The 24,343-nt window shown below is 58.7% G+C and carries 22 protein-coding genes; 10 read left to right on the top strand and 12 right to left on the bottom strand.

The genetic code is table 11. The features are described from left to right. Window positions 1-43 precede the first annotated feature (43 nt). The 6 genes from tssG to AC1DYF_RS09675 form a co-directional block, all read right to left on the bottom strand. The gene (gene tssG / locus AC1DYF_RS09700) at window positions 44-1,027 is read right to left on the bottom strand and encodes a type VI secretion system baseplate subunit TssG (protein WP_477876507.1); all 984 of its coding nucleotides are present in this window, start codon (window positions 1,025-1,027) and stop codon (window positions 44-46) included. Between the two features lie 31 nt (window positions 1,028-1,058). Further along, the gene (locus tag AC1DYF_RS09695) at window positions 1,059-1,352 is read right to left on the bottom strand and encodes a hypothetical protein (RefSeq protein ID WP_477876506.1); all 294 of its coding nucleotides are present in this window, start codon (window positions 1,350-1,352) and stop codon (window positions 1,059-1,061) included. A gap of 1 nt (window position 1,353) precedes the next feature. After that, window positions 1,354-2,733: a hypothetical protein gene (locus AC1DYF_RS09690; RefSeq protein WP_477876505.1), complete on the bottom strand. Its 1,380-nt coding sequence runs from the start codon at window positions 2,731-2,733 to the stop codon at window positions 1,354-1,356. A 128-nt stretch (window positions 2,734-2,861) separates the two neighbouring features. Then, window positions 2,862-4,205 carry a type VI secretion system-associated FHA domain protein TagH gene (gene tagH / locus AC1DYF_RS09685; RefSeq protein ID WP_477876504.1) on the bottom strand — a complete coding sequence of 448 codons (1,344 nt, stop codon included), beginning with the start codon at window positions 4,203-4,205 and terminating at the stop codon, window positions 2,862-2,864. Window positions 4,206-4,767: 562 nt separating this feature from the next. Continuing rightward, window positions 4,768-5,811, bottom strand: a complete 1,044-nt coding sequence (locus tag AC1DYF_RS09680; RefSeq protein ID WP_477876503.1) for a PAAR domain-containing protein — start codon at window positions 5,809-5,811, stop codon at window positions 4,768-4,770. Between the two features lie 42 nt (window positions 5,812-5,853). Further along, window positions 5,854-7,911, bottom strand: coding sequence for a type VI secretion system Vgr family protein (locus AC1DYF_RS09675; RefSeq protein WP_477876502.1), 2,058 nt, complete (start codon window positions 7,909-7,911; stop codon window positions 5,854-5,856). Window positions 7,912-8,659: 748 nt separating this feature from the next. Between AC1DYF_RS09675 and AC1DYF_RS09670 the strand changes: the two genes are divergently transcribed. Further along, window positions 8,660-10,933, top strand: coding sequence for a M23 family metallopeptidase (locus AC1DYF_RS09670; protein ID WP_477876501.1), 2,274 nt, complete (start codon window positions 8,660-8,662; stop codon window positions 10,931-10,933). A gap of 9 nt (window positions 10,934-10,942) precedes the next feature. Here AC1DYF_RS09670 and AC1DYF_RS09665 read toward each other — a convergent pair whose 3' ends face one another. Beyond that, window positions 10,943-11,635 (bottom strand): glutathione S-transferase family protein, encoded by a 693-nt coding sequence (locus tag AC1DYF_RS09665; protein ID WP_477876500.1) that lies wholly within the window; start codon window positions 11,633-11,635, stop codon window positions 10,943-10,945. Window positions 11,636-11,786: 151 nt separating this feature from the next. Here AC1DYF_RS09665 and AC1DYF_RS09660 point away from each other — a divergent pair, with 151 nt between their 5' ends. Together AC1DYF_RS09660 and AC1DYF_RS09655 are read left to right on the top strand one after the other, a co-directional pair. Then, complete coding sequence (locus tag AC1DYF_RS09660; protein WP_477876499.1) at window positions 11,787-12,296, top strand: DinB family protein; 510 nt, start codon at window positions 11,787-11,789, stop codon at window positions 12,294-12,296. Window positions 12,297-13,104: 808 nt separating this feature from the next. After that, window positions 13,105-13,668 (top strand): hypothetical protein, encoded by a 564-nt coding sequence (locus AC1DYF_RS09655; RefSeq protein ID WP_477876498.1) that lies wholly within the window; start codon window positions 13,105-13,107, stop codon window positions 13,666-13,668. A gap of 290 nt (window positions 13,669-13,958) precedes the next feature. Here AC1DYF_RS09655 and AC1DYF_RS09650 read toward each other — a convergent pair whose 3' ends face one another. Beyond that, window positions 13,959-14,210: a hypothetical protein gene (locus AC1DYF_RS09650; RefSeq protein ID WP_477876497.1), complete on the bottom strand. Its 252-nt coding sequence runs from the start codon at window positions 14,208-14,210 to the stop codon at window positions 13,959-13,961. Window positions 14,211-14,305: 95 nt separating this feature from the next. Then, complete coding sequence (locus AC1DYF_RS09645) at window positions 14,306-14,569, bottom strand: hypothetical protein (protein ID WP_477876496.1); 264 nt, start codon at window positions 14,567-14,569, stop codon at window positions 14,306-14,308. A gap of 864 nt (window positions 14,570-15,433) precedes the next feature. Between AC1DYF_RS09645 and AC1DYF_RS09640 the strand changes: the two genes are divergently transcribed. The 3 genes from AC1DYF_RS09640 (at window position 15,434) to AC1DYF_RS09630 (ending at window position 18,366) form a co-directional block, all read left to right on the top strand. Continuing rightward, window positions 15,434-15,601 (top strand): hypothetical protein, encoded by a 168-nt coding sequence (locus AC1DYF_RS09640; protein WP_477876495.1) that lies wholly within the window; start codon window positions 15,434-15,436, stop codon window positions 15,599-15,601. A gap of 364 nt (window positions 15,602-15,965) precedes the next feature. Beyond that, window positions 15,966-16,217 carry a hypothetical protein gene (locus AC1DYF_RS09635; RefSeq protein WP_477876494.1) on the top strand — a complete coding sequence of 84 codons (252 nt, stop codon included), beginning with the start codon at window positions 15,966-15,968 and terminating at the stop codon, window positions 16,215-16,217. Window positions 16,218-16,494: 277 nt separating this feature from the next. Further along, window positions 16,495-18,366: an ABC-F family ATP-binding cassette domain-containing protein gene (locus tag AC1DYF_RS09630; RefSeq protein WP_477876493.1), complete on the top strand. Its 1,872-nt coding sequence runs from the start codon at window positions 16,495-16,497 to the stop codon at window positions 18,364-18,366. 3 nt (window positions 18,367-18,369) lie between these two features. Here AC1DYF_RS09630 and AC1DYF_RS09625 read toward each other — a convergent pair whose 3' ends face one another. Next, window positions 18,370-18,972, bottom strand: a complete 603-nt coding sequence (locus tag AC1DYF_RS09625; protein WP_477876492.1) for a lysozyme inhibitor LprI family protein — start codon at window positions 18,970-18,972, stop codon at window positions 18,370-18,372. A gap of 25 nt (window positions 18,973-18,997) precedes the next feature. On the opposite strand from AC1DYF_RS09625, the gene AC1DYF_RS09620 reads away from it, so the two are divergent. Beyond that, a complete protein-coding gene (locus AC1DYF_RS09620; protein ID WP_477876491.1) occupies window positions 18,998-19,228 on the top strand; it encodes a hypothetical protein in 231 nt (76 codons plus the stop codon). Window positions 19,229-19,441: 213 nt separating this feature from the next. Continuing rightward, the gene (locus tag AC1DYF_RS09615; RefSeq protein WP_477876490.1) at window positions 19,442-20,221 is read left to right on the top strand and encodes a class I SAM-dependent methyltransferase; all 780 of its coding nucleotides are present in this window, start codon (window positions 19,442-19,444) and stop codon (window positions 20,219-20,221) included. Window position 20,222: 1 nt separating this feature from the next. Here the strand turns inward: AC1DYF_RS09615 and AC1DYF_RS09610 are convergent, their stop codons facing one another. Together AC1DYF_RS09610 and AC1DYF_RS09605 are read right to left on the bottom strand one after the other, a co-directional pair. Then, the gene (locus AC1DYF_RS09610) at window positions 20,223-20,774 is read right to left on the bottom strand and encodes a DUF1269 domain-containing protein (protein ID WP_477876489.1); all 552 of its coding nucleotides are present in this window, start codon (window positions 20,772-20,774) and stop codon (window positions 20,223-20,225) included. Between the two features lie 77 nt (window positions 20,775-20,851). Beyond that, on the bottom strand, window positions 20,852-21,694 hold the full coding sequence (locus AC1DYF_RS09605; protein WP_477876488.1) for a GNAT family N-acetyltransferase: 843 nt from the start codon (window positions 21,692-21,694) through the stop codon (window positions 20,852-20,854). A 160-nt stretch (window positions 21,695-21,854) separates the two neighbouring features. On the opposite strand from AC1DYF_RS09605, the gene AC1DYF_RS09600 reads away from it, so the two are divergent. Continuing rightward, complete coding sequence (locus AC1DYF_RS09600; RefSeq protein ID WP_477876487.1) at window positions 21,855-22,781, top strand: Gfo/Idh/MocA family protein; 927 nt, start codon at window positions 21,855-21,857, stop codon at window positions 22,779-22,781. 155 nt (window positions 22,782-22,936) lie between these two features. Further along, entirely contained in the window at window positions 22,937-24,337 is a 1,401-nt protein-coding gene (locus tag AC1DYF_RS09595) for a TadE/TadG family type IV pilus assembly protein (protein WP_477876486.1), read from the top strand. Window positions 24,338-24,343 lie beyond the last annotated feature (6 nt).

Below are 24,343 nucleotides of genomic sequence, written 5' to 3'. Positions count from 1 at the left end.
CCTTCCTTCCTCTCAAGATCGGCCGGGCTGGCTGCTTGCGCTATCAAACCCGGAAATGGGCGTCGAAATGGTATGGCGGCGGAGTGCCGTGCTTGCGTTGCATCCATGATGTCCAGCCCAGACGTCCCTGCTTTCCCAAGGCAACATGCGGAGACCTGGCGGAATTGATGCCGAGTTGGATTTCCACTTCCTGACGGTAACCTAGATAAAAGAATATCAGGTCTGTCAATCTTTTGTATTCGGCCCCTACCGGCAGGAAACTCTGGTATTGCTGAAGATCATTGCACAGGATCTTGACCCGGATCCGCTCGTTGATCGAAAGCACACGCTTGCCGACGAAGGCGTCGCCGCTCAGCCGGCAGGAATTGCGACCGATGGCCATGCAATCGTCCGGCTCGAAATCAAGCCAGGTGCCGACCCATTCGACGATCTCGGCATCGACGCCGAATATGCCGTGCAGGATCTGGACCAGACCGCGTGCGGTCTTGACCTGCATGCTGGCAATGCCGACGAAGGGCAATTTGGCTTCGTCGGGCGTTGTATCGACATTGCGCACTGCCGGCGTGCCGAAGCCGGCAAACGAGGCGAGATAGCTGAGGAACCGGTCGCTCTCAGGCCGCTCATATTGGGCGATCGGCCGTGCATCCGCCCAGGCGCGGAAGAAGAGCTGCTGGAAGCGCGTGGAAAAAATATCGACGAAGCGGGCGAAGGACGGATCGCGGGCGTTCAGCCATTCCTTGGCGGTCTCGGTAACATAGAGCGGTAGCGCGCCTTGTGGGCCGAACATGCCCAGGAACCGTGTCACCAGCCGGATGCGCCCATCTTCCGTCACCTCGCCTTCGCCGACATTGGTCGCCGGAAAGGCCAGGAACGGGTCCTGCATCAGCCGTACCACTTCGTCAGCCAACACTGTGCTGTCGCCGATACGCGGCTTGTTGGGGAAATTGCGCTCGATCTCACGCAGGATCTTGAAGAGGTCCTGCTGCTCGGGATCGTGCTTGATGCGGTCTAGAAGGGTCGCTGCCACATTTCAATCCTTACGCTTCATTCAACCCGACCTATTTAGAAAGCAACGCATTGAAATGATCGCGCACCCGGTTGAGCATAGGAGCCGCGTCCTCGTCCGTCGCTTCGATCCCGACGCCCTCGATGCTGGAATAGTAGAGCTTCATCGTCGTACCGTCTTCTTCGAACAGGCAATAGCTGAAACCTGGTCCATCTTCCCGCTCGGTGATCGCGAAACCCAGGTCCTTGTTTATTATTTCAGCTACCCGCCGGAATTGCTCCTCGCTTTCGATCGGAAACAAATCAAGTTCCAGTTTCGCTCCGCTGTTTTCGATCTCTCTTATCATTTCACAGGCCTAGCTTGTCGTTTACGGATTTACGCGATTTCTGGGAGCTGTTTATGATCTCCCTATAAACATCGTCACCAGTAAACCCTTCTTTGCGTTTTTTTTCTACAAGCTGCTCCCAAGTGATATTGCGCTCTTCGCGCATCAGCTTTGCAGCAGCGTCCCTATCGGCCATTGCATCTCGGGCCGCAGTCCTGATTTCGTTCCTAAAATTAAAGGCCTGTTTCGCCTGCGTTTCAAGTGAAGCGTTCCGGTCGATGATCTGCGGAATTTTCGCTTCCTGCTCAAGATACCACTTTCGTGCTTCGACGTTCGAAAGGGAGGCAGCCGGCGCACGTTGATATTTTTCAACAAGAACTGGCGTTGCGGGCGTTGGGGGCGAAGCAGATGTCGAGGGCGCTGCTGACGTCGGAGATGTCGGGGACTTTGATCCGGGGCTTTCGCCTTTGTGCGTTTCGGACGTGACGTTGGGCCTCCGCGACTCCCTCACCGCCTTCAGTTCCTTCGGTCCGCTGCCGGGCTTTTCGACCACCTGCAGCCCGCCCTCCTTGCCTGGCCCGCGAGCCGGCTCCCGCGCCTTCATCAGTTTGTGAAAAATGCCTGCCACGACAAGGGCAGTGATCGCCTCCGCGACAGCCTTTGCCGCCGGCTCGAGATCGGCACGCGACCGAGCGTTGGCGACGCGCCGCATCGTCTCGGTGATCGCGTCGAAAGCGGCAATGACGCCGGAACCCAGAAAGTACACGTCGAGAATGAAGAGGGCGATATCGACGCCCGGGACCGCATGGGCGGTCAGCCAGGTCGCAAAGATGCCGGCCATGACGCCGATGCCGATACTGGCTACCGCATCCTCGAAGGCCTTTTTGGCGGCGCCGGTCAGGTAGCGGGGTACCATTTCAAGGACGATGGCCACCCGATCCACGATCGCGTTCGGCAGCGCGTCGCCTGCCGGCTGCTGTGCGAGGCGTGCGGCACGGGCAAAATCATTCTCAGCCGGACGCATCGCGGCGAGGGCCAGCGTCGTCTCAGGTACGACCGCGATGGCAAGCTGTCCGGAGGCCGCCGCCCGCAGCAGCGCGTCCTTTATGGTCTCTCTTTCCGACAGGCGCGAATGAGCCCAGTGCAGGCCCCACCGTCGGAGGTAGGGACGAACCAGATCGGCAGCACCGGGTCGCGTCATGAACACGTCCAGCTTGTGCCTCAATCGGTTGCGATCGCGAATGAGGTGGCGTCGGGCATTGGCGCCGAAGGCAGCCGACGGTCCGATCAGGAGCGTTTCCCGACCCGTGGCGATCTTCACGATGGCAACCACCGACTGCAGCACGCGCTTCTTCCGGTTGACGAGCTCCCTGGAAAGCCGAGGCAGAAACAAACCTGCCACGGCCACCTATCTCAACGACGTTTCACGCACCAGTCTTATGCGGTGCATACCGGCAATTTTCAAACAAGACATCGCCCGGCAGTAAACCGGCAGTGTGCCAGAAGAAGTGCACTGCAAGACGATCGAGATCAACGCTTCTTGCCGGCGGCTTCGCGGTATGCCTCGCCGAAATAGGTGAGGAATACATCGAGCATGCCATTGTCGCGGCCCTCGGTCTTGCCGTTCCAGCGTGAGACATAAGCATCCCAGGCCTTGGCCTTGTTGCTGGAAAATGCCGACTTCGGCAGCTTTTTCTCGATCGCTTCGGGGGAAAGGTCGTCCTCGAGCAGACGAAAGAGCGCCTTCTGCATGGCCGCATAGGTCGCCATCTCGTGGTTCTTGAGATCGTCAAAAGCCTCGCGGAAAGCCCGCTTGCCATCGAGATAGCCGCCGCGCCCCTGGCCCATCATCGTATCGAGCGCCGCTGCAGCGCCGGGCACGAATTTCAGCGGATTGTTGTCCATCGGCCCGATCATCGTGCGATCGGCGGAGCGAACCAATGACTTGGCGGAGGCGCGCGCATTGAGCAGCGTCATCATCAGTTCGACGGCGACCAGCATCATCTCGCCGAGTTCTTCGCCAAGTTCGGCCGCGTTTCGGCTCTGCACCGTGGCCGGCGACAGTTGCGTAGCCCGGATGAACGCCTCCATGAAGCCGCCGGCTCCGTGCGTGGACGGCATGACGCCGCGCATGTCCTGCGGTGCGCTTTGGCCCTGCTGCACCGGCGGCTGCCAGCTTGCGGCGCCCGGCGTCGGCCGGTTGAAGCCCGTCTCGGCGGCAAAGGGATTGGCGGGATGCTGCAATCCGCCCGCTGGCTGCGGCGGAAAACCTTGCGGCTGCGGGGAAAAGCCTTGCGGCTGTGCGGGAAAACCCTGTTGGGCAGGCGGAAAGCCCGGTTGAGGCGATGTCGGGAAGCTGGTCTGGGGGTTCAGCGCCGGCATGTCGACATAGGAATGGGCAAAATCCGGCTCCGCATAACTGACATTCTGCCGCGGCATGAAATCCCTGCGGTTCCCGGGCGGTGGTGCGGCAGCGGCGCCGACGCCCCAGATATCGTCGTCATCGCCGCCGAATGCCTGGTCCTTATTGCTGTTGAAGTCGCGCGGCGCAGCTTCGCCTAGCAGATGGGCGACGATGATATAATTGCCGATTTCGATGCGGTCGCCGTTGAAGATGCGATACGGGCTCTTGACGCGCTGGGTGGCGCCGTTGACGAAGGTGCCGTTGCGCGAGACATCGTTGAGATAATAATTCTGGCCGTCGAACTGGATCTCGGCATGGCGGCCCGAAATGAACAGATCCGGGTCCGGCAGCACCCAATCGCGAAACAGATCCCGGCCGATCTCGAAACTCCGGCCATGCGCGGTGAATGTGAGCGGACCACCATCGGGCAGCTCATTGAGATTGGAGATCTGGAGGGTGAGTGTGGTCATTTAGCTTCCAGCGCCTATTCGCGACTTTGAATCTCCCGGCCTCGGAGCGTAGAGCCCTCCGTAATTGTGAAACAAATAGCGCCTGCCGTCTACGGGTGATAAGGCCAAAGACGCAACAAGGTACAGTTTGCAATCCAGGCTTATCGCGGCCTCTATTAGACTACATCGATAGGCTCCCGGCGGATGAAAGCGACCGGGCAGCATGCTATTCCGCAATTGGGCCCGTTAACCGGTTTTGATTAAAGCTAGAATAAAATCTACGACATATCAAATGAAGCATCACGCGCGCTCAAATTCTCTTTAGATTATTCATCTCCGTAGTACAGTTTACTTTCTCCCGGTCTTATTCCATTGAGATTTTTGATTATGTCCCGATATCGCGGGTCACTCGGAAAGATGACAAATTGGGCGTGACCGATGGACCCTTTTCCATCTTCGGCCCTTAAATCCAGAACGATTGAACCGTCTGTATTCATTGTCGCGGTGCCGATAGCCTTCGAGGCGTTCATGTTGCCCTCATTTGCGGTTATTAAGGCGAAGGACATCAGAAATATCCACTGTATCACGGTCTGTTCTTAAAATAATTATCGAGATTTGGTTGATTTGAGCTTTTGCCTTCTTTCGACCGCGCCAGCCCTTCGGCAAAGCTTTCCTGCAGCCCCGCGTCTCCGTTTTGTCTTTCATAGGGCGGCAATGCCGCAAGATCCTGGTTGCGAGCCGCTTGAAATGCCGGATCTTGATTTAGAGGCGGCGGAGGCCCGTCCATGTCGAGCGCATGACCCGTCTCGTGAACGACAACATTCTCGGAACCATGGCCTTCTCCTGTCTTGGGGACATGTGCGCCGGCTGGCGTTCCGTGCCCGGTTGTGGCGATTATGACCTCCTTCTTATTGCCGTCGTGTAGCCCGGGAACCGTGTCCCAGGTCGCACCGGCAGGCCAGCCACGTGGATGGACATTCTTCAAATCCGTACGATATTCAGTTACGGAGCCACGACACACAACTACCGTTGACCCATTGGCTTTCAATCTATCCAGATCAGCGTCCGAAAATTTGGCCAGCTCGTTTGCAACCAACTCTGCGTCATGTTGATCCGCGCTGCCAGCAATTCTTATAAGGCCGAGCGCCTTTTTCATTTTCGCCGATGCGGATGCCGGAATGGCGGCTGGTACAGGGCTCGCTGCGGCGGACGGTGTCTGGCTCGAAGTGCCGGAGGCCGCACTGCTCGATGGCGAAGCAGGAGTTGACGGCATCGCAATGCCGCCGGGAGCACTTCCGCCGGGAGCACCTCCGCCCGGCCCACCGCCCGAGTCGCCGATCAGTACCGTCGGCCAGCCCTGGACGATGACGCCGCCATGGGCAGTCATATCGCCGATACGCGCGGCCGGCATCATGCCGATAAAAACGGTGGGGGAGCCCTGCACGATGACATCTGGCGGTCCAACGCACAGGCACATGTCGCTGACCCGCGCAGCCGGCAGCATACCGATCAACACCGGCGGATAGCAGGGCGGCATGATCGGACCACCGACATGCGGAATGGGCGGCGTGCCCGGCGTCGCAAGCGGGCATGTATGCATGTCCGTCAGGCGCGCCGCGGGCTTCATTGTTCGCTCCTTACCATACGGTGCTTGAGCATCTCCGGGCTCCTATTTCTGGAACGAACGCTTATAGCGGGTCGCATGCGGGCCCTTATATTTCTTAGGCTGCGCCGGCGATTTGATGGTCATCGGCGGCGGCGGCGGCGGCGCCGGGATGCTGCAGTTGATCGACACCATCGGCAGGCCTTCGATCGATATGCCAGCCGGGCTGATGCTGATGTAATTGCCGCCGACCATCAGCGTGATCGACAATCCCGCTTCGATGGTGACGCTCATGCCGGCCTTGATGTGAAAATTCATGCCGGCTTCCTGATATTGACCCATGCCGGCCTTCATTCCATGATCCATGCCGATGTCGGTCATCAGCGATCCGCCGATCTTGTTCAACTGGTCGCTTCCGACCGTCGTGGAATCGTCCGCACCGATCTTCTCGATCCTCGCGGCACCGACGGTCAGGTCCATCTCGCCGCCGATTTCCTCACGATGGTCAGCGCCGATCTTGATATCCTTGTCCGTCCCGACCGTTTCCGACTGCGAGGCTCCGACCGACTTGTGCCGGTTGGCACCGATCTGCCAGGTTTCGTTATCCTCCACCACCGCATTGTGATATTTCTGCGCGTGGAACCAGACCTCTTCCTCGTTTGCCTCGTCTTCGAAGCGGATTTCGTTGTAGCCGTCGGCCTTGTGGCTGTGAGTCTTGAACACGGAGCGCGTCTTGTTGCCCGGCAGCAAGTATGGCGGCATGTTGTCGTTGTTGTAGACGCAGCCGGTGACCAGCGGACGATCGGGGTCGCCTTCGAGGAATTCAACGACCACTTCCATGCCGATGCGCGGGATGATCATTCCGCCCCATTGCTTGTAGGCCCAGTTCTGCCCGACGCGGCAGCGCATCGACTGGTCGTCCTTTCTATCCCAGAAGAAGCGCACGAGGATGCGGCCATATTCGTCGCAATCGATCTCCTCGCCTTCCTTGCCGACCACCACGGCCGTCTGCGGGCCATGAACCATGGTCTTGCGGGTGACCACCGGCGGCCGGACCGGGATGCTGCTGTCGATGCACTCGAACTGGCCATCATAGTCGATATCGCCGCTCGCGCCGCCGCCGGAGCGGTATTGCTGCGAGGTGAAGCTGTGCTGCGCGGCCAGCACGACATATTCCTTGTTGTAGTCGAAAGGGTGATCGGTCAGCGTCATCAGCGTTCCGGGATAGAGCGACACGCAATTGCCGCTGCCGAGGCAGCGCTTGTCCTGCCCCTCCTCCTCCTGAAGCTGCACGGTCACCAGTTTCGTCCCGTCCGGCTGCTCGTCATATTTGCCGGGATAGTCGTAGAGTTCCTGTCCGGCATTTTCGTAGGATGCGGTGCCGTTATATTCCGCTTCCATCTTCGCGGTCGGCTTCTTGAAATTGTAGTCGCGATAGACCACGCGGCCGGAGGTGAAACGGCGCTCCGGGATCCAGTGTGTGAAAAGCTCGCGGTCGCGCCGGTCGGTGCCCTCAAGCGGCACATAGGGGCGAGACCCGCCCGGCGCGGGGTCGAAACTCTCGTTGCTGTCGCACAGGATCAGCTTGTGCTCGCCTTCCTGATGCGTGAAGAAATAATTGATGCCGAACTTTTCCATCAGCCGGCAGACAAAGGCCATGTCGGTTTCACGATACTGAACGCAATATTCGATCGGGCTATACTCGCCGGTCGTGCGGTCCTCGAACTGCGCAAAGGAATGACGCCCGAAGACCTCCGAGATGATGTCGGTGACGGTCTTGTCGTGAAAGATGAAGCAATCGCTGCGCTGCGACAGGATCCAGAACCAAGGCCTGAGGACGAGGCGATAGACATGAAGATCGTCTCGCACGCCGAGCCATTGTGTTTCAGTCAGGATGCCGTCGAAAACACGCTCGCCGTCGTCAAGGCCCTTGAAAGTAACAGAAACGTTCTTGCCGATCTTGCTGTCGAAATCGATGTCGCCCGTCTCCGACAGCGCCTCGATCCGATATTCGAACAGCGAATTCACGCCTTCCGAGCCGTCGAACCGGGCGAGGACCATTTCATCCTCGCCGCCTGGGACCTTCAGGATTGCCGAACGGTCCTGCTGGCTGATATCCAACATGTCGCGTTTCCTCAGCTCAGACCAGTCACGGGTTTGTGACGTCGCTCCACCCTATCCGGGTGTCCTTGGTTTTCAACTACAAAAACCGACCACGCTTCTGCGGTCGCACGGCCCTGCGGCCGACGGCGTACTGCATATCGTAGACGTGGCGATCAACGATATTATTCGCCAACTGCCCGGCAAAATCTCGCCGTTCGCCACTCCACTCGTTTTTTCACGCAAGGTGCGCCGACAGCGAAGGCACTTACTTACATGGGGAGATGAAGAGTTTCCCCGATGCATCCTTATAGTAGCAGTTGCCAGGCTGGGATTTGACCTTTCCTACAAGCGCAGGCCCTTCGGGCGCCTTCGCCGGCGTCGTCGTGCAGCCAGCGGCCAAGAGTGCGGCGGCAAGTACCATTCCAATGCGTATCATACGCCCCTCCACCATGATTTCCTCAGTAAGGCGACACAGAATGCCAACCGAACATAGCATCCGGCAACCTGACTGGAAAGGCAAAAGGGCAAAACCTACTCTACGGGATTTACCTATCGGCCTTGGATAAGTATCTACTCGACAATGCATGCACATGCTGTAACCTGGATTACTGCATAAGCTTGGAAATACCGGTAGACCGCGCGATCGGTCCGTTATTTTCCACGTCTCGCTATGGCTGCGATGCACAGGATCGACGACAGTTTCAGCATCAGGAGAAGCGAGATCCGCAAATCGCGCAGGACGCGATTCTGGCGGCGGTTGGCGCTTGTCATGCTCGCGGCGATCGTCTGCTCGGGCGGGCTTTACGGCTATTTCGCCTGGCGTGGGCAAGTAACCGACAGCGACGTGACGGACGACAACCAACCCTCCGAAGCCGAGATGCTCGCGGCTTACGCGCCCGAAATCATCGATCTCGCCGGCTCGCCGCTGAGGATCGAGCTTCCCGATGATGCAACGGCGTCCTCGCGGCTGCGCTGGTATGCCGCGCCGGCCGATCTGGCGAAATACGGCGTCGACGGCAGTGTCGCGGTGCTGCATGAACGCATCCTGCCGACCAGCACCCAGCTGATGCTGAAAATACCGTCAACACAGCGCGATTTCGCCTTCTTCGAAGCCCAGAAAGTCGCTAGACCGCAGCCTGTCCAGCCTGACTCAAAATCCTTTGCCCATATCGCCAAGGACACCAGGACGGACGACGCCGGCGAGCAGCCGACCGCAAAAGCCGAGCAGATCTCGACAAACGCCACCGATGCCGGCACCGACCGTGACGATTGGGGCGAACTCAACGGTTCCAACCTGGCCCCCGGCGAGAGCAAGTGGAAGAAGACTGCCATCGAGGACAATGTCTCGACCGCCTATGTCATCCCGGAGGCAAGCCGCCAGCGCGCCACGACCGATCGCATCCTGCAGGTCACCGGCGATGTCGAACTCACCGATTTCCTCACCAAGAGCGATATCAATCCGGTGATCGCCAAGTTTGCCGGCGACGCGGTTTCGACGCAGTTTTCCTTGACCCAACTGACAGCCGGTTCCGTGGTGGCGCTACGCTTTGCCCAGCAACCCGGTGCGGGCACCGGAAAAAGCCGGCTGGTGCAGATCGCCCTTTACGAGCCGGGCAAATATATCGGCGCGCTCGCCGCCAGCCAGGACGGCACCTTCATGCCTTCGGTCGATCCCTGGGCGGACAAGGACCTGTCGGCAGTCAAGAAGCCCGAGGACCAGCCGCAAGTGGTGCAGAAGTACCGGCTGATCGACGGTGTCTATTCGGCGGCGATCCGCAACGGCATCGGCACCCGTATCGCCGGCGAGGCGATCATGCAGCTTTCCAAGAGTTATGACCTTGCCGAATATGCCAATGAATCAGACTGGGTAACGCTGCTTTACGCCGCCTCGCCGCGCGAACAGGACGGTAACCGGACCAATATCCTGTTTGTCAGCATCGACAGAGCAGACAGTTCGATCAAATGCTACGTAACGCTGCTCACCGACACGCATAATTTCGGCTGTTTCAACGAGAATGGCACCACGAATGCGACCACGGCGCAGAACGGCATGGTCATGCCGGTCGAAGGCGTCATGACCTCGGCCTTCGGCCCAAGGCTGAATCCGGTGCTGAAGAAGGTGCTGTTGAACAAGGGCGTCGATTGGACGGCGCCGATCGGTACGCCGGTGCGGGCGGCCTATGCCGGTACCGTCGAATTCGTTGGCGACAAGGGCAATCTCGGCAACTATATCCAGCTCGATCATGCCAGGCATTTCGAAACCAGCTATGCGCATCTTTCCGCGTTTGCCACTGGCCTGAAGGTGGGGATGAAAGTCAAGGCTGGCGACCTGATCGGCTATGTCGGCACCAGCGGTCATTCAACCGGCCCACATCTGCACTTCGAAGCCTATCGCAACGGCCAGGCCGTCGATCCCCTGCAGATGAACGTCGCCGAAGTCGGCAACGATGCGCAGGCGGTCCAGGACCTGATCAACCGGATCATCCATGTCGAAAGCGGCGGCAAGAGCGATGCGAAGAACCCACGCTCATCCGCGACAGGTCTTGGCCAGTTCATCGATTCGACCTGGATCCGGATGATCAGCTCGTATCGGCCGGAACTGATGAGCAGCCTGTCCAGGGCGCAGGTGTTGGCGCTCAGGACCGATCCGACGATCTCGCGTGAAATGCTCGGCAATCTGGCACGCGAAAACGAGGATTATCTTAAATCCCGCGGCCATCCGATCACGGCAGCACATCTCTATCTCGCCCATTTCCTCGGTCCGGGCGGTGCCGATCTGATCCTGAGTTCGTCGGGGACAGCGCTCGTCTCCACCATTGTCGGCGCCGACGTGATGAAGGCCAATCCGCATCTCAACGGCATGACCGTCAACGATATCAATGCCTGGACGGCGCGGGTCATGGGACGAAAAGTCGCCAAGACGGCCGAGGACGAAGCCGATCAGGCACCGCAGAAGGTGCCGATCGCACCACCTGCGGACTATGTGGCCTACAAGGGCTACATTGAACAGATCCTCAAGCTCGCCATCACCGCATCGGGATAAAGGCGCCCGCTACGCCGCAGCCTTTACCGTCCGCGGCAACCCGCCATGCAGGTCGAGGCAGCGCTGGAACCAATCGCTGACCGGATCGTCGGCCTTGAGCAGCGGCTTCGGCGAGGCGACGCGAGCCCATTGCAGTGCGCCAAACAGGATATAGTCAGCGAAGAGCGGGCCGTCGCCGCCGAGATATTTCTGAAAGCGCAGCACATGCCGCATCGGCTCGAGCTTGGCGGCGAAGGCGGCCGCCTCGTTCTCCCAATCGCCGGAAATCTCCTCCAGTGTGCGGCCAAGACGCACCTCGCGGCTTTTGCGAAAGTAGGCCTGGTCCTCAGGCGCCAGCACGTCATGGATATCCTTGACGATGATCCGCATCAGCGCCGCCTGGACGACGAACTGCGTATAGCCTTCAATGCCGCGGCTCAGTGCTTTTCCGCCCTCGCCGCCGAAGAGACTGGGACGGTCGGGATAGGTCTCCTCCAGGTAAACCGCGATGTCGAAACTGTCGCGGACCAGGCGCCCATTGTCGTCGAGCACCGGCACGGTGGGCGAAAAACCACCCTCGATCTTCGGGATCTCGGTAAACGGCGTCGGCCGCTCCTCGAACTCCAGTCCCTTGTGATGCAGCGCCATGACGATCTTCCAGGAATGCGGGGAAAACCGCCGCGCCGCATCGGCACCACATAAAGTATAAAGCACTCTCGCCATCACCGCCTCCTGATCGTTCGTGCGCGATAGTTGAGCGCAAAGGCGCTGTTTCGGCAATTCAAAAAATGTCATGCAAACCATCTCGAAAAGTCGGTTGATCCGGCCGCAAAGGCGTGAATGAATGCCGCCAAAACCCGTCAAGGAATTTGTCATGAAAACCGATTTCCAGATGTTTGCCGCCTATAACAGCTGGGCGAACGGCGTCGTCTATGCCGCGGCAGATGACTTGTCGCCCGAAGAGTTCAACGCCAGCAAGGGCGCCTTCTTCGGCTCGATGATGGGCACGCTCAATCACCTCCTCTGCGCCGACCGCATCTGGATGCGCCGCTTCACCGGCGAGGGCGAAGCGCCCAAGGCGCTCAACACCGTGCTTTTCCCGGAACTTTCAGCGCTCAAGCAGGCACGCGACGCCGAGGACGCCCGCATCAGCGCATGGATCGATAGCGTTGATGAAAGTATGTTCGGCGAGAATTTCACCTATACGCCGATCAGCACGCCCGAGCCGGTGACGCAGAAGCTCGGCTCTGCCGTTTTTCATTTCTTCAACCACCAGACCCATCACAGGGGGCAGTGCCATATGATTTTGACTGCGCTTGGCAAGCCCTCAATCACACTCGACCTAGTGGCTTTCCAGCGTGTTGCCGGCCAGCGGTGGCTTTGAAATTCCGCGCCAGTGGTCGGTTCGGCAAAACCGTCACTGGCGCGCTTTTGGCGCACACTGGTCAAAAAAGGCAGCGCGACATAGCTTCTCAAGCGTCGCCGCAGCCTTAGAGTCCGTCCGGGACGTTTTCTTTTTGAATTCAGTCGCTTACCGTTTTTAGAGAATTCGCCTCAAATCATCTAACTTGCTGATATTGTGTATTTTTCTGGTCGGGGCGACTGAAAAATTCGGGAACTGGATTGGGATTTCCAAGCGATTTCAGTGGGTTGCTTCCGGACAGACTCTTAGAAAGATAATCCGGGCATGTGGCGCGTACCGCATGGTCATCTCGAACCCGAGGCGGCGATGGCCGAGTTGGTTGGCAATCTCCATCCGTATCGACACCCTCCATACGCATCCAGCGGGCACAAGTGTGCCGGATCGAATAGAGCGTGACCGCTTCATCCAGCCCTGCCCGCCGACGAACGCCTCTCACACCCGTCTCAGGTCTCAGCATGGGCTTTCCGTGGAATTTGAAGAGCCGACCATCAGGATAGTCCTTGAAACGCCTGTAAACGTCGCTTGAGAGTTTCACGACAGGGCGGTGAGGTGGAAAGACGAGCGCAGGCAGCATATGCGAAAGCTCTTCGAGGCGGCCAAATTCACGATTCGTAAATCCAACCGGATTGTTACAAAAAATTCATAAATCCGGCGGGAACTAATTCGGCTGCTCGGCAATTTTCAGCGTACGCGGACAAAAATGGGACAACGCGTGGCTGCCGACTGCCTTCTTATCGGTAACCCCGTATGGACCCTTTGGGAGGATTCCATGTTACTCATTCTGCGTAAACTGGCCGGCACGACGGCCATTGCCACCTCAATCGCGCTGTCGCTCAGCATTTCCGCCCATGCTTGCGGCATGTTGGGCTGCGGCGTTGATCGCGCCGTGCACGTAAAAATCCCGAACATTCCGAGGATTACGAAGCAGGCAACGAAGGTTGTTCAGCAGGCGTCCAAGGACGTGCACAACGGCTTTCACGAACTCGGCAAGGTCAAGATTCAAGTGGCAGTATCTTCGTCGCCCAGCAACAATCGCAGCGGCGAGATGATGACCGACAATGACACGACTCATGAGAACACCGGGGCCAACACGACTGCCGGCATTGTCCTGCCGTTGCTCATGCCGCTTAACATCAAGCCGGTCGAAGTTCCCAGAGATGGCTATTTCGAGAACGCAACGCCGAGCTGCGGCGATCACTGCCCGGTTACGTTGGACGACATTGCGAACGGCAAATTCGACAACCCCGGTTCAGACCTTCCCGACGCCAAGGATATCGACAGCCCGAACCGCTGGCATCCACCTGTGCAGCAGGAAAATTCACTGCCTGAATGAACCATTGCATTGAGTAGCTTTGGCTAGTTTCAATTTTACAGCTACCAACCCCGGGGGCATGCTCCCTGGGGTTGCTCATTTTAGCCTTATGTCAACGATCTGGCTGTCATCACCCAACACGCCTCAACGCACGAGCGTGTCAGATACCGCCTTCTCAATATCGATGCCGGCGTCCTCACCAGCCTTGATGAAGGCCTGCCAGGCTCTGGCTTCCGGCAGCTTGTTCCGTGTGTCATTGATGGATTTGGCGATAGCCTTGACGGCAGCCTTGAAGGCTTTGCCTTACGAATTCATTTTGCTGCGCTCCAGCCGACGCGGGCATCCTTGCGCCACTTCACGTCCGCCGGCTTCATCTCTCCCAGCACAGCAAGCGTCTCGCCGAAAAGTTCAAACCTGCGGTCCTTGCGATACTTTAGCAGCACCACTCTCTCGTCATCAGGCATTGCCGTCGCGTGCTTGATAAGCGCTTCATTTTCCAAAATGTCCCGCAGAAGGTTGCGCGTAACCATGCGCTCTTCCCTCAACTCGGCGAGTTCGATCATGGAAGCGCTCGCGGAGAGCCTCTGCTCAACACCCTTTTGGATTTCAACGTCCAACATCCGGTGTTTTCTGATAATATAGCAGAGGTTGATCGCAGTCAGAGTGACGGAGCATAGAACCAAGTACAGCATTCCGAATTTCCATTCGCCAACAGGTTACGCGATTGTTGACGGAAATGGTTAATGCGCTGGATATGAATCCGCTTCAGAGCGAAAATTAATCGATAAAAGATTTTAAGATGCTCGTCCTGATCGTCGACGGCGTGTTGGCCATCGACGCATCTATCTTCGATGAACGGCTTCATCCGAGAAGGCACATTCGCCACCTCGTCGGCAACAATTGAGCAAACATCGATGGTCATGCTCGCCTCTTTCAAGCGACCGATGTATTGCAGAAGCCAAACCGCTGCCAATGCGGGATAACCTTCACGACGATGCCGACATTCGCTTATGATTTCGCTCGCCACTGCGCACAGATTTTTGAAATTAACGTAAATATCGGATCGTATTTGACTTAAATGTAAAACACCTCAAATTAGAAAACTGTAACGGCCCCGCAAATCCGTTGCATGCTAGACAAATTCCCCCGACGCCATGACGGTGTCGGGGGATTTTTGTGAGGTCCCTGACCTTTTTCCGATTATGGCGGCTTGAGCGATCTGCTCGGCACGGCGGATGAAATTTATCCAGCTGAAGTTTTCTGACGCGAAATACAGAGTGCGGGGCAGCATTTTTGCTCGCTCGAAGCGACACTCGGCCAATCACAGGACTGTTCTCGAATTTCTTCGTCGCAGCTAAGATTTGATGGCACGGAGATCTCGCGACGAAGGGAGGCTCGGCGGACCTCAAGCCTCCCCTCTTACGCAGCGCACCTCTGTCCCTGCACAGCGCGCTATGCATATGGATATGAAGCTTCAGACAGTTTTGCGCAATGTTTTAGGGATAGGTGAAATTGCCTATTCTGAGATCTTTCCACAACAGATCTGAGAATAGAGAGGGGGAGGCCCGCCTGCCTCCCCCTTAACAAAGGCTCCGGAGCCCTCTTACAGACTGGAGTAAGCTTGACGTTATCTGCTTCGCGACTCAGTGCATAGAATCATTTCTGCAACATTCACAGCTATTTTAAGTTTCCATTATTTAACAAATGGCAAGAATGAGCATGTTTTGCCCGATTTTCAGCGGAAATTAGTCTTCAATACCTGCTCTCGGGTCGGAGACCCATTGCAGTGGATGACGCGGTGAAGACTGGCTTCCGTTCGCTCGCCTGTGAACGCGATGCTGAAAAACTGCAATCCGACCGTGGAGATTCAAAGCCCTTCCTCACCTCTGAAGAGGGAATGAATCTAAGTTTTCAGGCCGAGATGGCTGCATCAGAACCGACCGCCCTTGCATGAAGCGTCAACCGACCCTAACTTAGCATCCGAAATCCTGACCTCAGAAGAATCAGCAAATTCAATAAAATACACGCATTGCGTGATATACGGGCGGAACCAACGTGGAAGAGCGGAATAATAATTCTGTTCTCCTCCATCGGTGCGGCTTGTTTCGTCTGTGCTGGGATCAGTTTCGGCCCGTGCCAGGTTCGCGGCGCGGGCCGCTTTTTTGCGGTTGCCAGGAATCCAGACCGTCCTCATCGGTGTGAGGGCAGCCCGTCGCCTCCGCCCCAAGCACGCCCCTTTCATTTTTTTGACAATTGTCAGGAACCCTGCGGACTCTCAAACGTTTATGAGCCTGGCGGAATAAGATGCGGGGCGGAAGATGAACTTCCAATTCTATCTCAAAGGCGGGATCGTGCCCGCCGTCTACGATTTCGACATGACCGACACAGGCATGCTCTATCCGAGTGCCGCTCAGGCGTCGCGGAGCAAGGGCTGCGTCATGATTTTGCTGGAAAACAGCGGCGGCGGGCCTACCTTGGAGCAGGTTGCGACCATCAACCAGCTCTGCACCATCAATCCCGAATGGGAAAGCACCTTCTTCTTCGAGACAAAAACTGCCCTGGCCGGTTAGTGCGGAACCTTCGGAACTTTGGGTCGTTAGGCTGTCAAGTTGAAGCTCGGCATCTTGTCCCCCCAAAGCCGAGTGGTGCGAGAAGCCCACCCCCTGGCCCCTCCAGGCGGTGGGCTTTTTCACGCCGCAGGACGGGGTAGTTTCACTCCTGTATTCCACCCGGAAACGCCAGCCTCCTGATGTCAGATCATCCGATGGAGAAATGAGCGTCAGCCGAACATGCTGCACCGCAGCTTGAAACTTCCCTCCCGCCGGATTTTAGGCTAAAGGCGCGGGCATGATCACCATTACCGAACTTTCGGCCCGCATTGCCGGCCGCCTCCTCATCGACCATGCCAGTGTCACGCTTCCAGCGGGCACGAAGGCTGGGCTCGTTGGCCGCAACGGCGCGGGTAAATCCACGCTGTTCAGGATCATCACCGGCGAAATGGCGCCGGAGACCGGCTCCGTGCAGATCCCCAAGCAGGCGCGCATCGGCCAGGTGGCGCAGGAAGCGCCAGGCACGGATGAATCACTGATCGAAATCGTGCTTGCCGCCGACAAGGAGCGTGCTGCGCTGCTCAGCGAAGCCGAGACGGCCACAGATCCGCACCGCATAGCCGAAATCCAGATCAGGCTTGCCGATATCGACGCCTATTCGGCCGAGGCGCGCGCCGCCTCGATCCTCGCCGGCCTTGGTTTTGATGAGGCCGCACAACAGCGGCCGGTCAAAAGTTTTTCCGGCGGCTGGCGGATGCGCGTGGCACTCGCCGCCGTGCTGTTCTCCGAGCCCGATCTTCTCCTGCTCGACGAGCCGACCAACTATCTCGACCTCGAAGGCACGCTCTGGCTCGAGGACTATATCAAACGCTACCCGCACACGGTCATGGTCATCAGCCACGATCGCGACATGCTGAATTCTGCGGTCAATGCGATCGTGCATCTGGACCAAAAGAAGCTCACTTTCTACCGCGGCACCTATGACAGTTTCGAGCGGCAGAAGGCGGAGGCCGAAGAGCTGCAGATGAAGGCCAAGGCCAAGAATGATGCGGCGCGAAAACACCTGCAAAGCTTTGTCGACCGCTTCCGCGCCAAAGCGACCAAGGCCAAGCAGGCACAGAGCCGCATCAAGGCACTGGAGCGCATGGGGACGGTCGCAGCTGTGGTCATCGACCATGTGCAAGGTTTCAGGTTTCCAGATCCGAAGAAGGAAGCGGCTTCGCCGATCATCACCGTCGATGGCGGTTCGGTAGGCTATACGGCCGGCAAGCCGATCCTCAAGGGCATGTCGCTTCGCATCGACACGGACGACCGCATTGCGCTGCTCGGTTCGAACGGCAACGGCAAATCTACCTTCGCCAAATTCATCTCGGGACGTTTGAAGCCGGAGGCTGGTCGGTTGACTGTGGCGCCGGGCTTGAAAGTGGGTTTCTTTGCCCAGCACCAGATCGACGACCTGATGCCGGAAGAAAGCGCTGTCGCGCATGTGCGCAGACTGATGCCGACCGATCCGGAGGCAAAGGTCAGGGCGCGGGTGGCGCAGATGGGGCTTTCGACCGCCAAGATGGATACGCCGGCCAAGGACCTGTCCGGCGGCGAGAAGGCCCGGCTGTTGATGGGTCTTGCCGCTTTCGACGCGCCGAATCTCCTGATCCTCGACGAACCGACCAACCATCTCGACATCGATAGCCGCCGGGCTTTGATCGAAGCGCTGAACGATTATTCCGGCGCCGTCATCCTCATCGCCCATGACCGGCACCTGATCGAGGCGACCGTCGACCGGCTCTGGATCGTCAAGGACGGCACCGTAAAACCGTTCGATGGCGACCTGGACGAATATCGCGACCTCGTCGTCGGTGCGGGCAGGAAGGCGAAGAAAAAGGAAGAGGCGGCTGCCCCAGCGGCCGAACCGGTCAAGGCTGATCCGGCGCGGCGCACCAATCCGAGCTTGCTCAAGAAGAAGGTGGACGAACTACAGTCACTGATGAGCCGGATCGAACGACTGATCCAGGGCATCGACACCGAGCTTGCGGACCCGGCGATTTTCGCCAGGAACCCCAACCGCGTCACCGAACTGACTGTCGCACGCGCCAATGCTGGAAAGAAGCTGGCCGATACCGAGGAGGAGTGGCTGCTGCTTTCACAGGAGTTGGAGACGGCGGCAAGCTAAACATCAGAACCGATTCGGGCAGAGCGCCTTGAACTGGTCGATGGCGACGTCGTAGCCGCTTGCCGTGCTGCCGTCGAGTTCTGAATTGTCGTTGTCATCTGTCTCGCGCAGCACATAGTCGGTGTTCGACGCGGTGTCGGCAGACTTGCGCCGTCCTTGAAACACATATTGGGCGCCGTAAAACGTTGTGAATGTGCCTGCGTTGCAATCGGCGGTGATCGTCAGTTGCAGCTCCTGCTTCAGTTCCTGCTTGACGCATTCTGGATCGGTGGTCATCTCATATTCGCGGCAGAAGTTCTCCGCATTGGCAAGCGTGTGCTCGGTGACGATCACGGCATGCTGCGTACCGATGCCCTGGCGGCTGCGAACCGTGACTTCCATCCCTGCCCGTGAGCCGTAGTAGAGAATGTCTTCTGCATCAGGCAGTGGGGAACTGTCATCCTGGGCGATCGACTGCAGTTCCTGTAGCGTCTGGTTCTGGATATCGGCAATGCATTTGACGTCGCTGCCGCAGGCTTTTCGTTTGGCAAGCATCTCCTGGGCCTTGGCACGAGCGGTGCGCTTGCCTGCCGCATGAACCGCGGCCAGATAGGCCTGGTTCACCATGTCGTCCGCCTGCAGCAGCGATGGATTGGCGCAAATAGCGATTTCGTCCGCGCTTGCAGCCTTGCCGCAGTCGAAGCTGGCCGCTTGCGCCTGGCCGCACAAAAATGCCGCCGACAAAAACACTGATATCCGCATCCACATGACAATCTTCCCAAATGCAAAATCCAACTGGCCGCTTGGCAATGTTATTACGGTCAAGCGTCGCCGGCAAACACCTGTCCAGCACGGACATGCCTTCGGCAGTTCGCAACAGTGAGCCAGCGTTCAGATGGACGTCGCCGAAGGCCGGAATATTCGCGGCAAGAGGCAATCATGCCTTATTATGCACCGCTCGACCAGCTTTTGTTGTCCGCAGAGCTTGATCTGTTCCGACAGCAGGCCAAGGCTTGAACACGGTGCCCGCCAGTTCGACAAACCCCGCCCGCAAAGCTATTGTGGCCGCAGGGAATCATTGACACCGGACGGAACCATGACAGCCGAAAAGCCTGCCGCGTCGACGCATGACAAGACGGGATCGAGCGGGGTCAACACACCGCGGCAGCAGCGGCTGCGTGATCTGCATGACCGGATCGGCGGTCAGTTGCCGACACCGATCTGGAACCTCAACAATTCGCTGTTGTTCTCCGACCGGTTGTCGATCTCGCGCATCCTCTATTTCGACAATCTTTACCGGCAGATCGTCGGCAATACCGGCGTGATCTGCGAATTCGGCGTGCTCTATGGCGCGACCCTGTCACTGCTCGCCAATCTGCGCGGTATCCACGAACCCTATAATTTCCTGCGCCGGATCATCGGCTTCGACACGTTTTCCGGCTTCAACAGCGAACTCACCGAAGCCGAAAAAGCACAGGGCTGGGAAGCGGGCGATTTCAGCACGCCTGAGGACTATGAGCAGACGCTCGCCGAACTGCTCGATGCCCACGAGGCCTATTCGCCGATCAACCACAAGCGCAAGTTCGAACTGGTGAAGGGCGACGTGACGAAGACGTTCGACACCTGGCTGGAAGCCAATCCCAGCACCGTCGTCGCCATGGCGATCTTCGACATGGATGTCTACCAGCCGACGAAGCACGTGCTGGAGCGGATTATCCCGCGCATGCCGAAGGGCGCGATCCTCGCCTTCGACGAGCTCAATTATCCGCTCTTCCCGGGCGAGACCGTGGCGCTGCACGAAGTGCTGGGCATCCACAATCTCCGCCTCAGGACCGATCCGCACAATGCGGCGCAGGCGTGGTGCGTGATCGAATAGATCAGGCTCCGCCCGACCAGCTCTTGTCGTCCGTCGCGGCCGGTTGGCCGGTGGAGATGGCGCTCTTGCGGGCATGATCGAAGATCTCGTGCAGGCGTTGCTCCTGCGTGCGGTCGAGATTGGTGCGCAATATGGTGCCGCCATAGCCCGCCATGGCTTCGATCACCCGATCAGAACTGGCGCGGTCGGCAAGCACGAAGAGTGCCGCCTGGCCCGGCCGCAGCACTGAGCCGACATCGCGCATGAAATCGTCATTGATGCCGTAGTCCGAAAGCGCACCGGCGAGCGCGCCGGAGGCGGCACCTGCCGCCACGCCGATCAGTGGATTGAAGAACAGGATGCCGGCGAGCAAGCCCCAGAAGGCACCACCGCTGGCCCCCACCGCCCAGAGATTGACCATCTGGTGCAGCTTGATCTGGCCATCCTCTTCGGCGGTGGCGACCACGGCGTCGCTGACAGTAACGAGATATTCCTTGGAGAGCTTGAAGAGGCCCGTGCGCGCTGCCTCTGCCTGCTGCTGGCTTTCATAACCGAAGACGATGAGTTCGGACATTGGCTCTCTCCTTTTGCCGATCGCTGATCGAGGCATATGAAACGATGATGAAAGCTGTGCGACAATAGCCGGCGCTCTCACCCCAGCTCAAACGTGGTGATGCCGAAAATCTTTGCAAGCGGCAGCGCCGGCGCGTCGCCACGATACATGCGCGCAGTCTCAAAGACGCTCGTCATGCCGTGACGTCCCGAAAGTGCACGGGCTGCCGCATTCGGCTCGGGGATATCGAGATAGATCGTGCCGCCGCCGGCCAGATGGACAAGATGGAGGAAGAGCCGTTCCGCAGTCGCCTCGTCGTCGGCAAAGAGCGGGCCGACCTTATGACCCTCGCGGCAAGCGCGGATCGTGCCCAACGCGGCGATTTTGCCATCGCGGATCAGGCAGGCACTGTGGCGTGTCGCCGTGTCCGTGTACCAGGCCGCGGCGAACCGTGGCCGAGCCGAGGGATTCATGGCGGCGTCATAGGCCAGGACCGCTTTCTGGTGAATGGGTGTGATGGTGGCAAAATCGGGATCAGCGGCACCCTGCCCGATCACACCACCAAAGCGCCAGTTGGCATGGGCGTAGACAAAGCCGGACTTCCGGTAGTTGGCCTGCTGGGCGACGACGCCGTCGAGCCCGATTGCACGCGCCCCGCTACGCTCAAGCACCGATCGCCACAGGCTGTAGCCCATGCTTCGCCCGCGATAGGCGGGATCGACGATGTAAAATCCGAGAAAGGCATAGCCTGATTGATGGTGCACGAGCGAGATCGCTGCGGTCATGCGCCCCTCAGCCTCCCCCACCCAATATCCTTCGGGATCGGACAGGCGGAATGGAACGAGATCGTCGTGGCCGGGATTCCAGCCTTCCCGCGCCGCCCATTCGATCATGGTCGCGACTTCGTCCGCCGTTGCCTGCCTTATCCGATAATCCTGCATCGATGCCACCCTTGCCGATGACGCTCAAACGACCATACTGCCAGTAAGAATGCCAGAGCCTCTGCCAGGGCTGCGCCGATTTTCATGCATTCGACCGCTTGCCGAAATTCAATGTTCTGCTAAACATCGCCAACAATAATCATACTTTTGGGAGAGAGACATGGCCCCCATCAAGCTCGGTATCGTCGGCGTCGGCAAGATCGTCCGCGATCAGCACCTGCCGTCGATCGCAAAGAATCCGGATTTCGAACTGGTGGCGACGGCCAGCCGTCACGGCACGGTCGACGGCGTTCCGGCCCATAAGACGATCGGCGAAATGCTCGCCGCCCATCCGGAGATCGACGCCGTGTCGCTCTGCATGCCGCCGCAATTCCGCTACGAGGCCGCCGCCGAAGCGCTCGCCGCCGGCAAGCATGTCTTCCTCGAAAAGCCGCCGGGTGCGACGATTTCCGAAGTCGAGGACCTGCAGCGGATGGCCGATGCCAAGAAAGTGTCGCTGTTTGCCAGCTGGCATTCGCGCTATGCGCCCGCCGTCGAGCGGGCCAAGGCGTGGCTGGCCGCTTCGCCGATCAAATCCATGACCGTGACCTGGAAGGAAGACGTACGCCACTGGCATCCGGGCCAGGCCTGGATCTGGGAGCCGGGCGGTCTCGGCGTGTTCGATCCGGGCATCAATGCGCTGTCGATCGTCACGCATATCCTGCCCAAGCCGATTTTCATCACGGCCGCCGAACTCGAATTCCCGGCAAACCGCGATGCACCGATCGCCGCGAGCCTGACCTTCTCCAATGCCGACAAACTACCGGTGAATGCGGTATTCGACTGGCGCCAGACCGGCAAGCAGAGCTGGGATATCGAGGCGGAAACCGAGGCTGGCAAGATGCGGCTCGCCGATGGCGGGGCGCGGTTCTTCCTCGGCGACAAGCTCGAATTCGAGGCGCCGGAACAGGAATATCCGAACCTCTACAGGCGCTTCGCCGAGATTGTGAAGGCGGGTGTTTCGGATGCCGATATCTCGCCGCTGACACATGTGGCGGATGCTTTCATGCTCGGTCGCCGCAAGGTGGTCGAGGCGTTCCACGACTGAGCCGGTCGGGCGACGGCCTGTGCCAATTGGCGACAGGCCCCGCCCAGGAGCGCTGCGTTTAACCGAAACGCAAGCCTTGCCTGTTAGCCTCCCGGCGTTGTGCTTAGCGTCCGGAGCCTGTCTTGCCTCTCCGCTTATCGAATTATTGCCGGAACTTGGGCCGTGTTGTGGGCCGTGGATTGGCGCGCCTTGCAGGCAATCGTGAGGGCAATATTGCGCTCACCTTTGGTTTGCTATCCATGCCGATTCTGGTCGGCCTTGGCGTCAGCGTCGACTATGTCCGCGCCTATAACGTCCGCGTGAAGATGCAGGCTGACCTGGACGTAGCGCTGATTGCTGCGGTCAAGAAAGTCGACAGTCTCGACGAGGGACAGATCAAGACGGAAGTCGGCAACTGGTTCACCGCGCAGGCCAGCGACAACCAGGCCAGCTACACGCTGCTGGTCGATACGATGGTGATCAGCAAGACCAACAGGACGATCAACGCGGTGGCGACCGGCGTGGTACCGACGGTCTTCCTCGGGCTGGCCAACATCAATTCGGTGAATGTCTCCGTCGCGACGTCGGTGGCGGGACCCGCGACATCCTATCTCAACGTTTATCTCGTCCTGGATAAGTCCGCATCGATGCTGCTCGCAGCGACGTCCTCTGGGCAGACCACGATGCAAAACTCGTCCGCCGGGTGCGTGTTTGCATGTCATGACGCGGAAAACGGAAGCCATCTCTATAATGGCGTCTACTATGCCAACAACTATACACTTTCCAAGGCCATGGGCGTGCAACTGCGCGCCGATGTGGCTGTCAGCGCCGCGAAGGAAGTCCTGGACCTGGTGACGGCGGCAGATCCGACGCAATCACGCATCAAGGTCGGCCTCTATTCGATCGGTGCGGATGCAACCCAGGTCCTTGCGCCCAGCAGCTCGATGACAACCGTAAAGTCGACGCTGACGGATGATTCCAAGGGCTTGACCAGCGCCACGTCGCAGACGACGACCGATTTCCAGACCTCGCTCGCCACACTGGCCAGCCTCGTCGGTACGGCTGGCGACGGCAGTTCGGCGACGAAGCCGCTGAAACTCGTGCTGATGATGACCGACGGCGTCCAATCGCAGCGTCCATGGGTGACAAACAACCCCACGGGCACATGGAAATGCACCTCGAAAATCAGCGGAACCTGCGTCAAATATAATACGGCCTATTTCCCGGACCAGTACAAGACCTCGCCGCTCAATCCGAGCTGGTGTGCCGGTTTGAAGGGAACCGGAATGACGTTTGGTGTGCTCTACACCGAATATCTGTCGATCGCTACAGACTGGGGTTATAACGGAACCGTTGGCGCCACAATGAAGACCAGCGGCTTCACCTCGCTCTGGGGAGGAACGATGCACACGGGTGTCAGCTCCTCGACCTCGCGCCAGGCTTACATTCCCTATGCCCTTGGCGACTGCGCCTCCAGCTCGGACATGTTCATTTCGGCAGCCGACCCCACTGCTATCGAATCGGGCCTTTCCTCACTCTTTCAGCAATATCTCGGGTCGGTGCGACTGACACAATAGGACAAC

This window comes from Rhizobium sp. P2_G9 (assembly GCF_056403475.1).
This window is presented reverse-complemented; position numbering and strand designations above follow the sequence as displayed.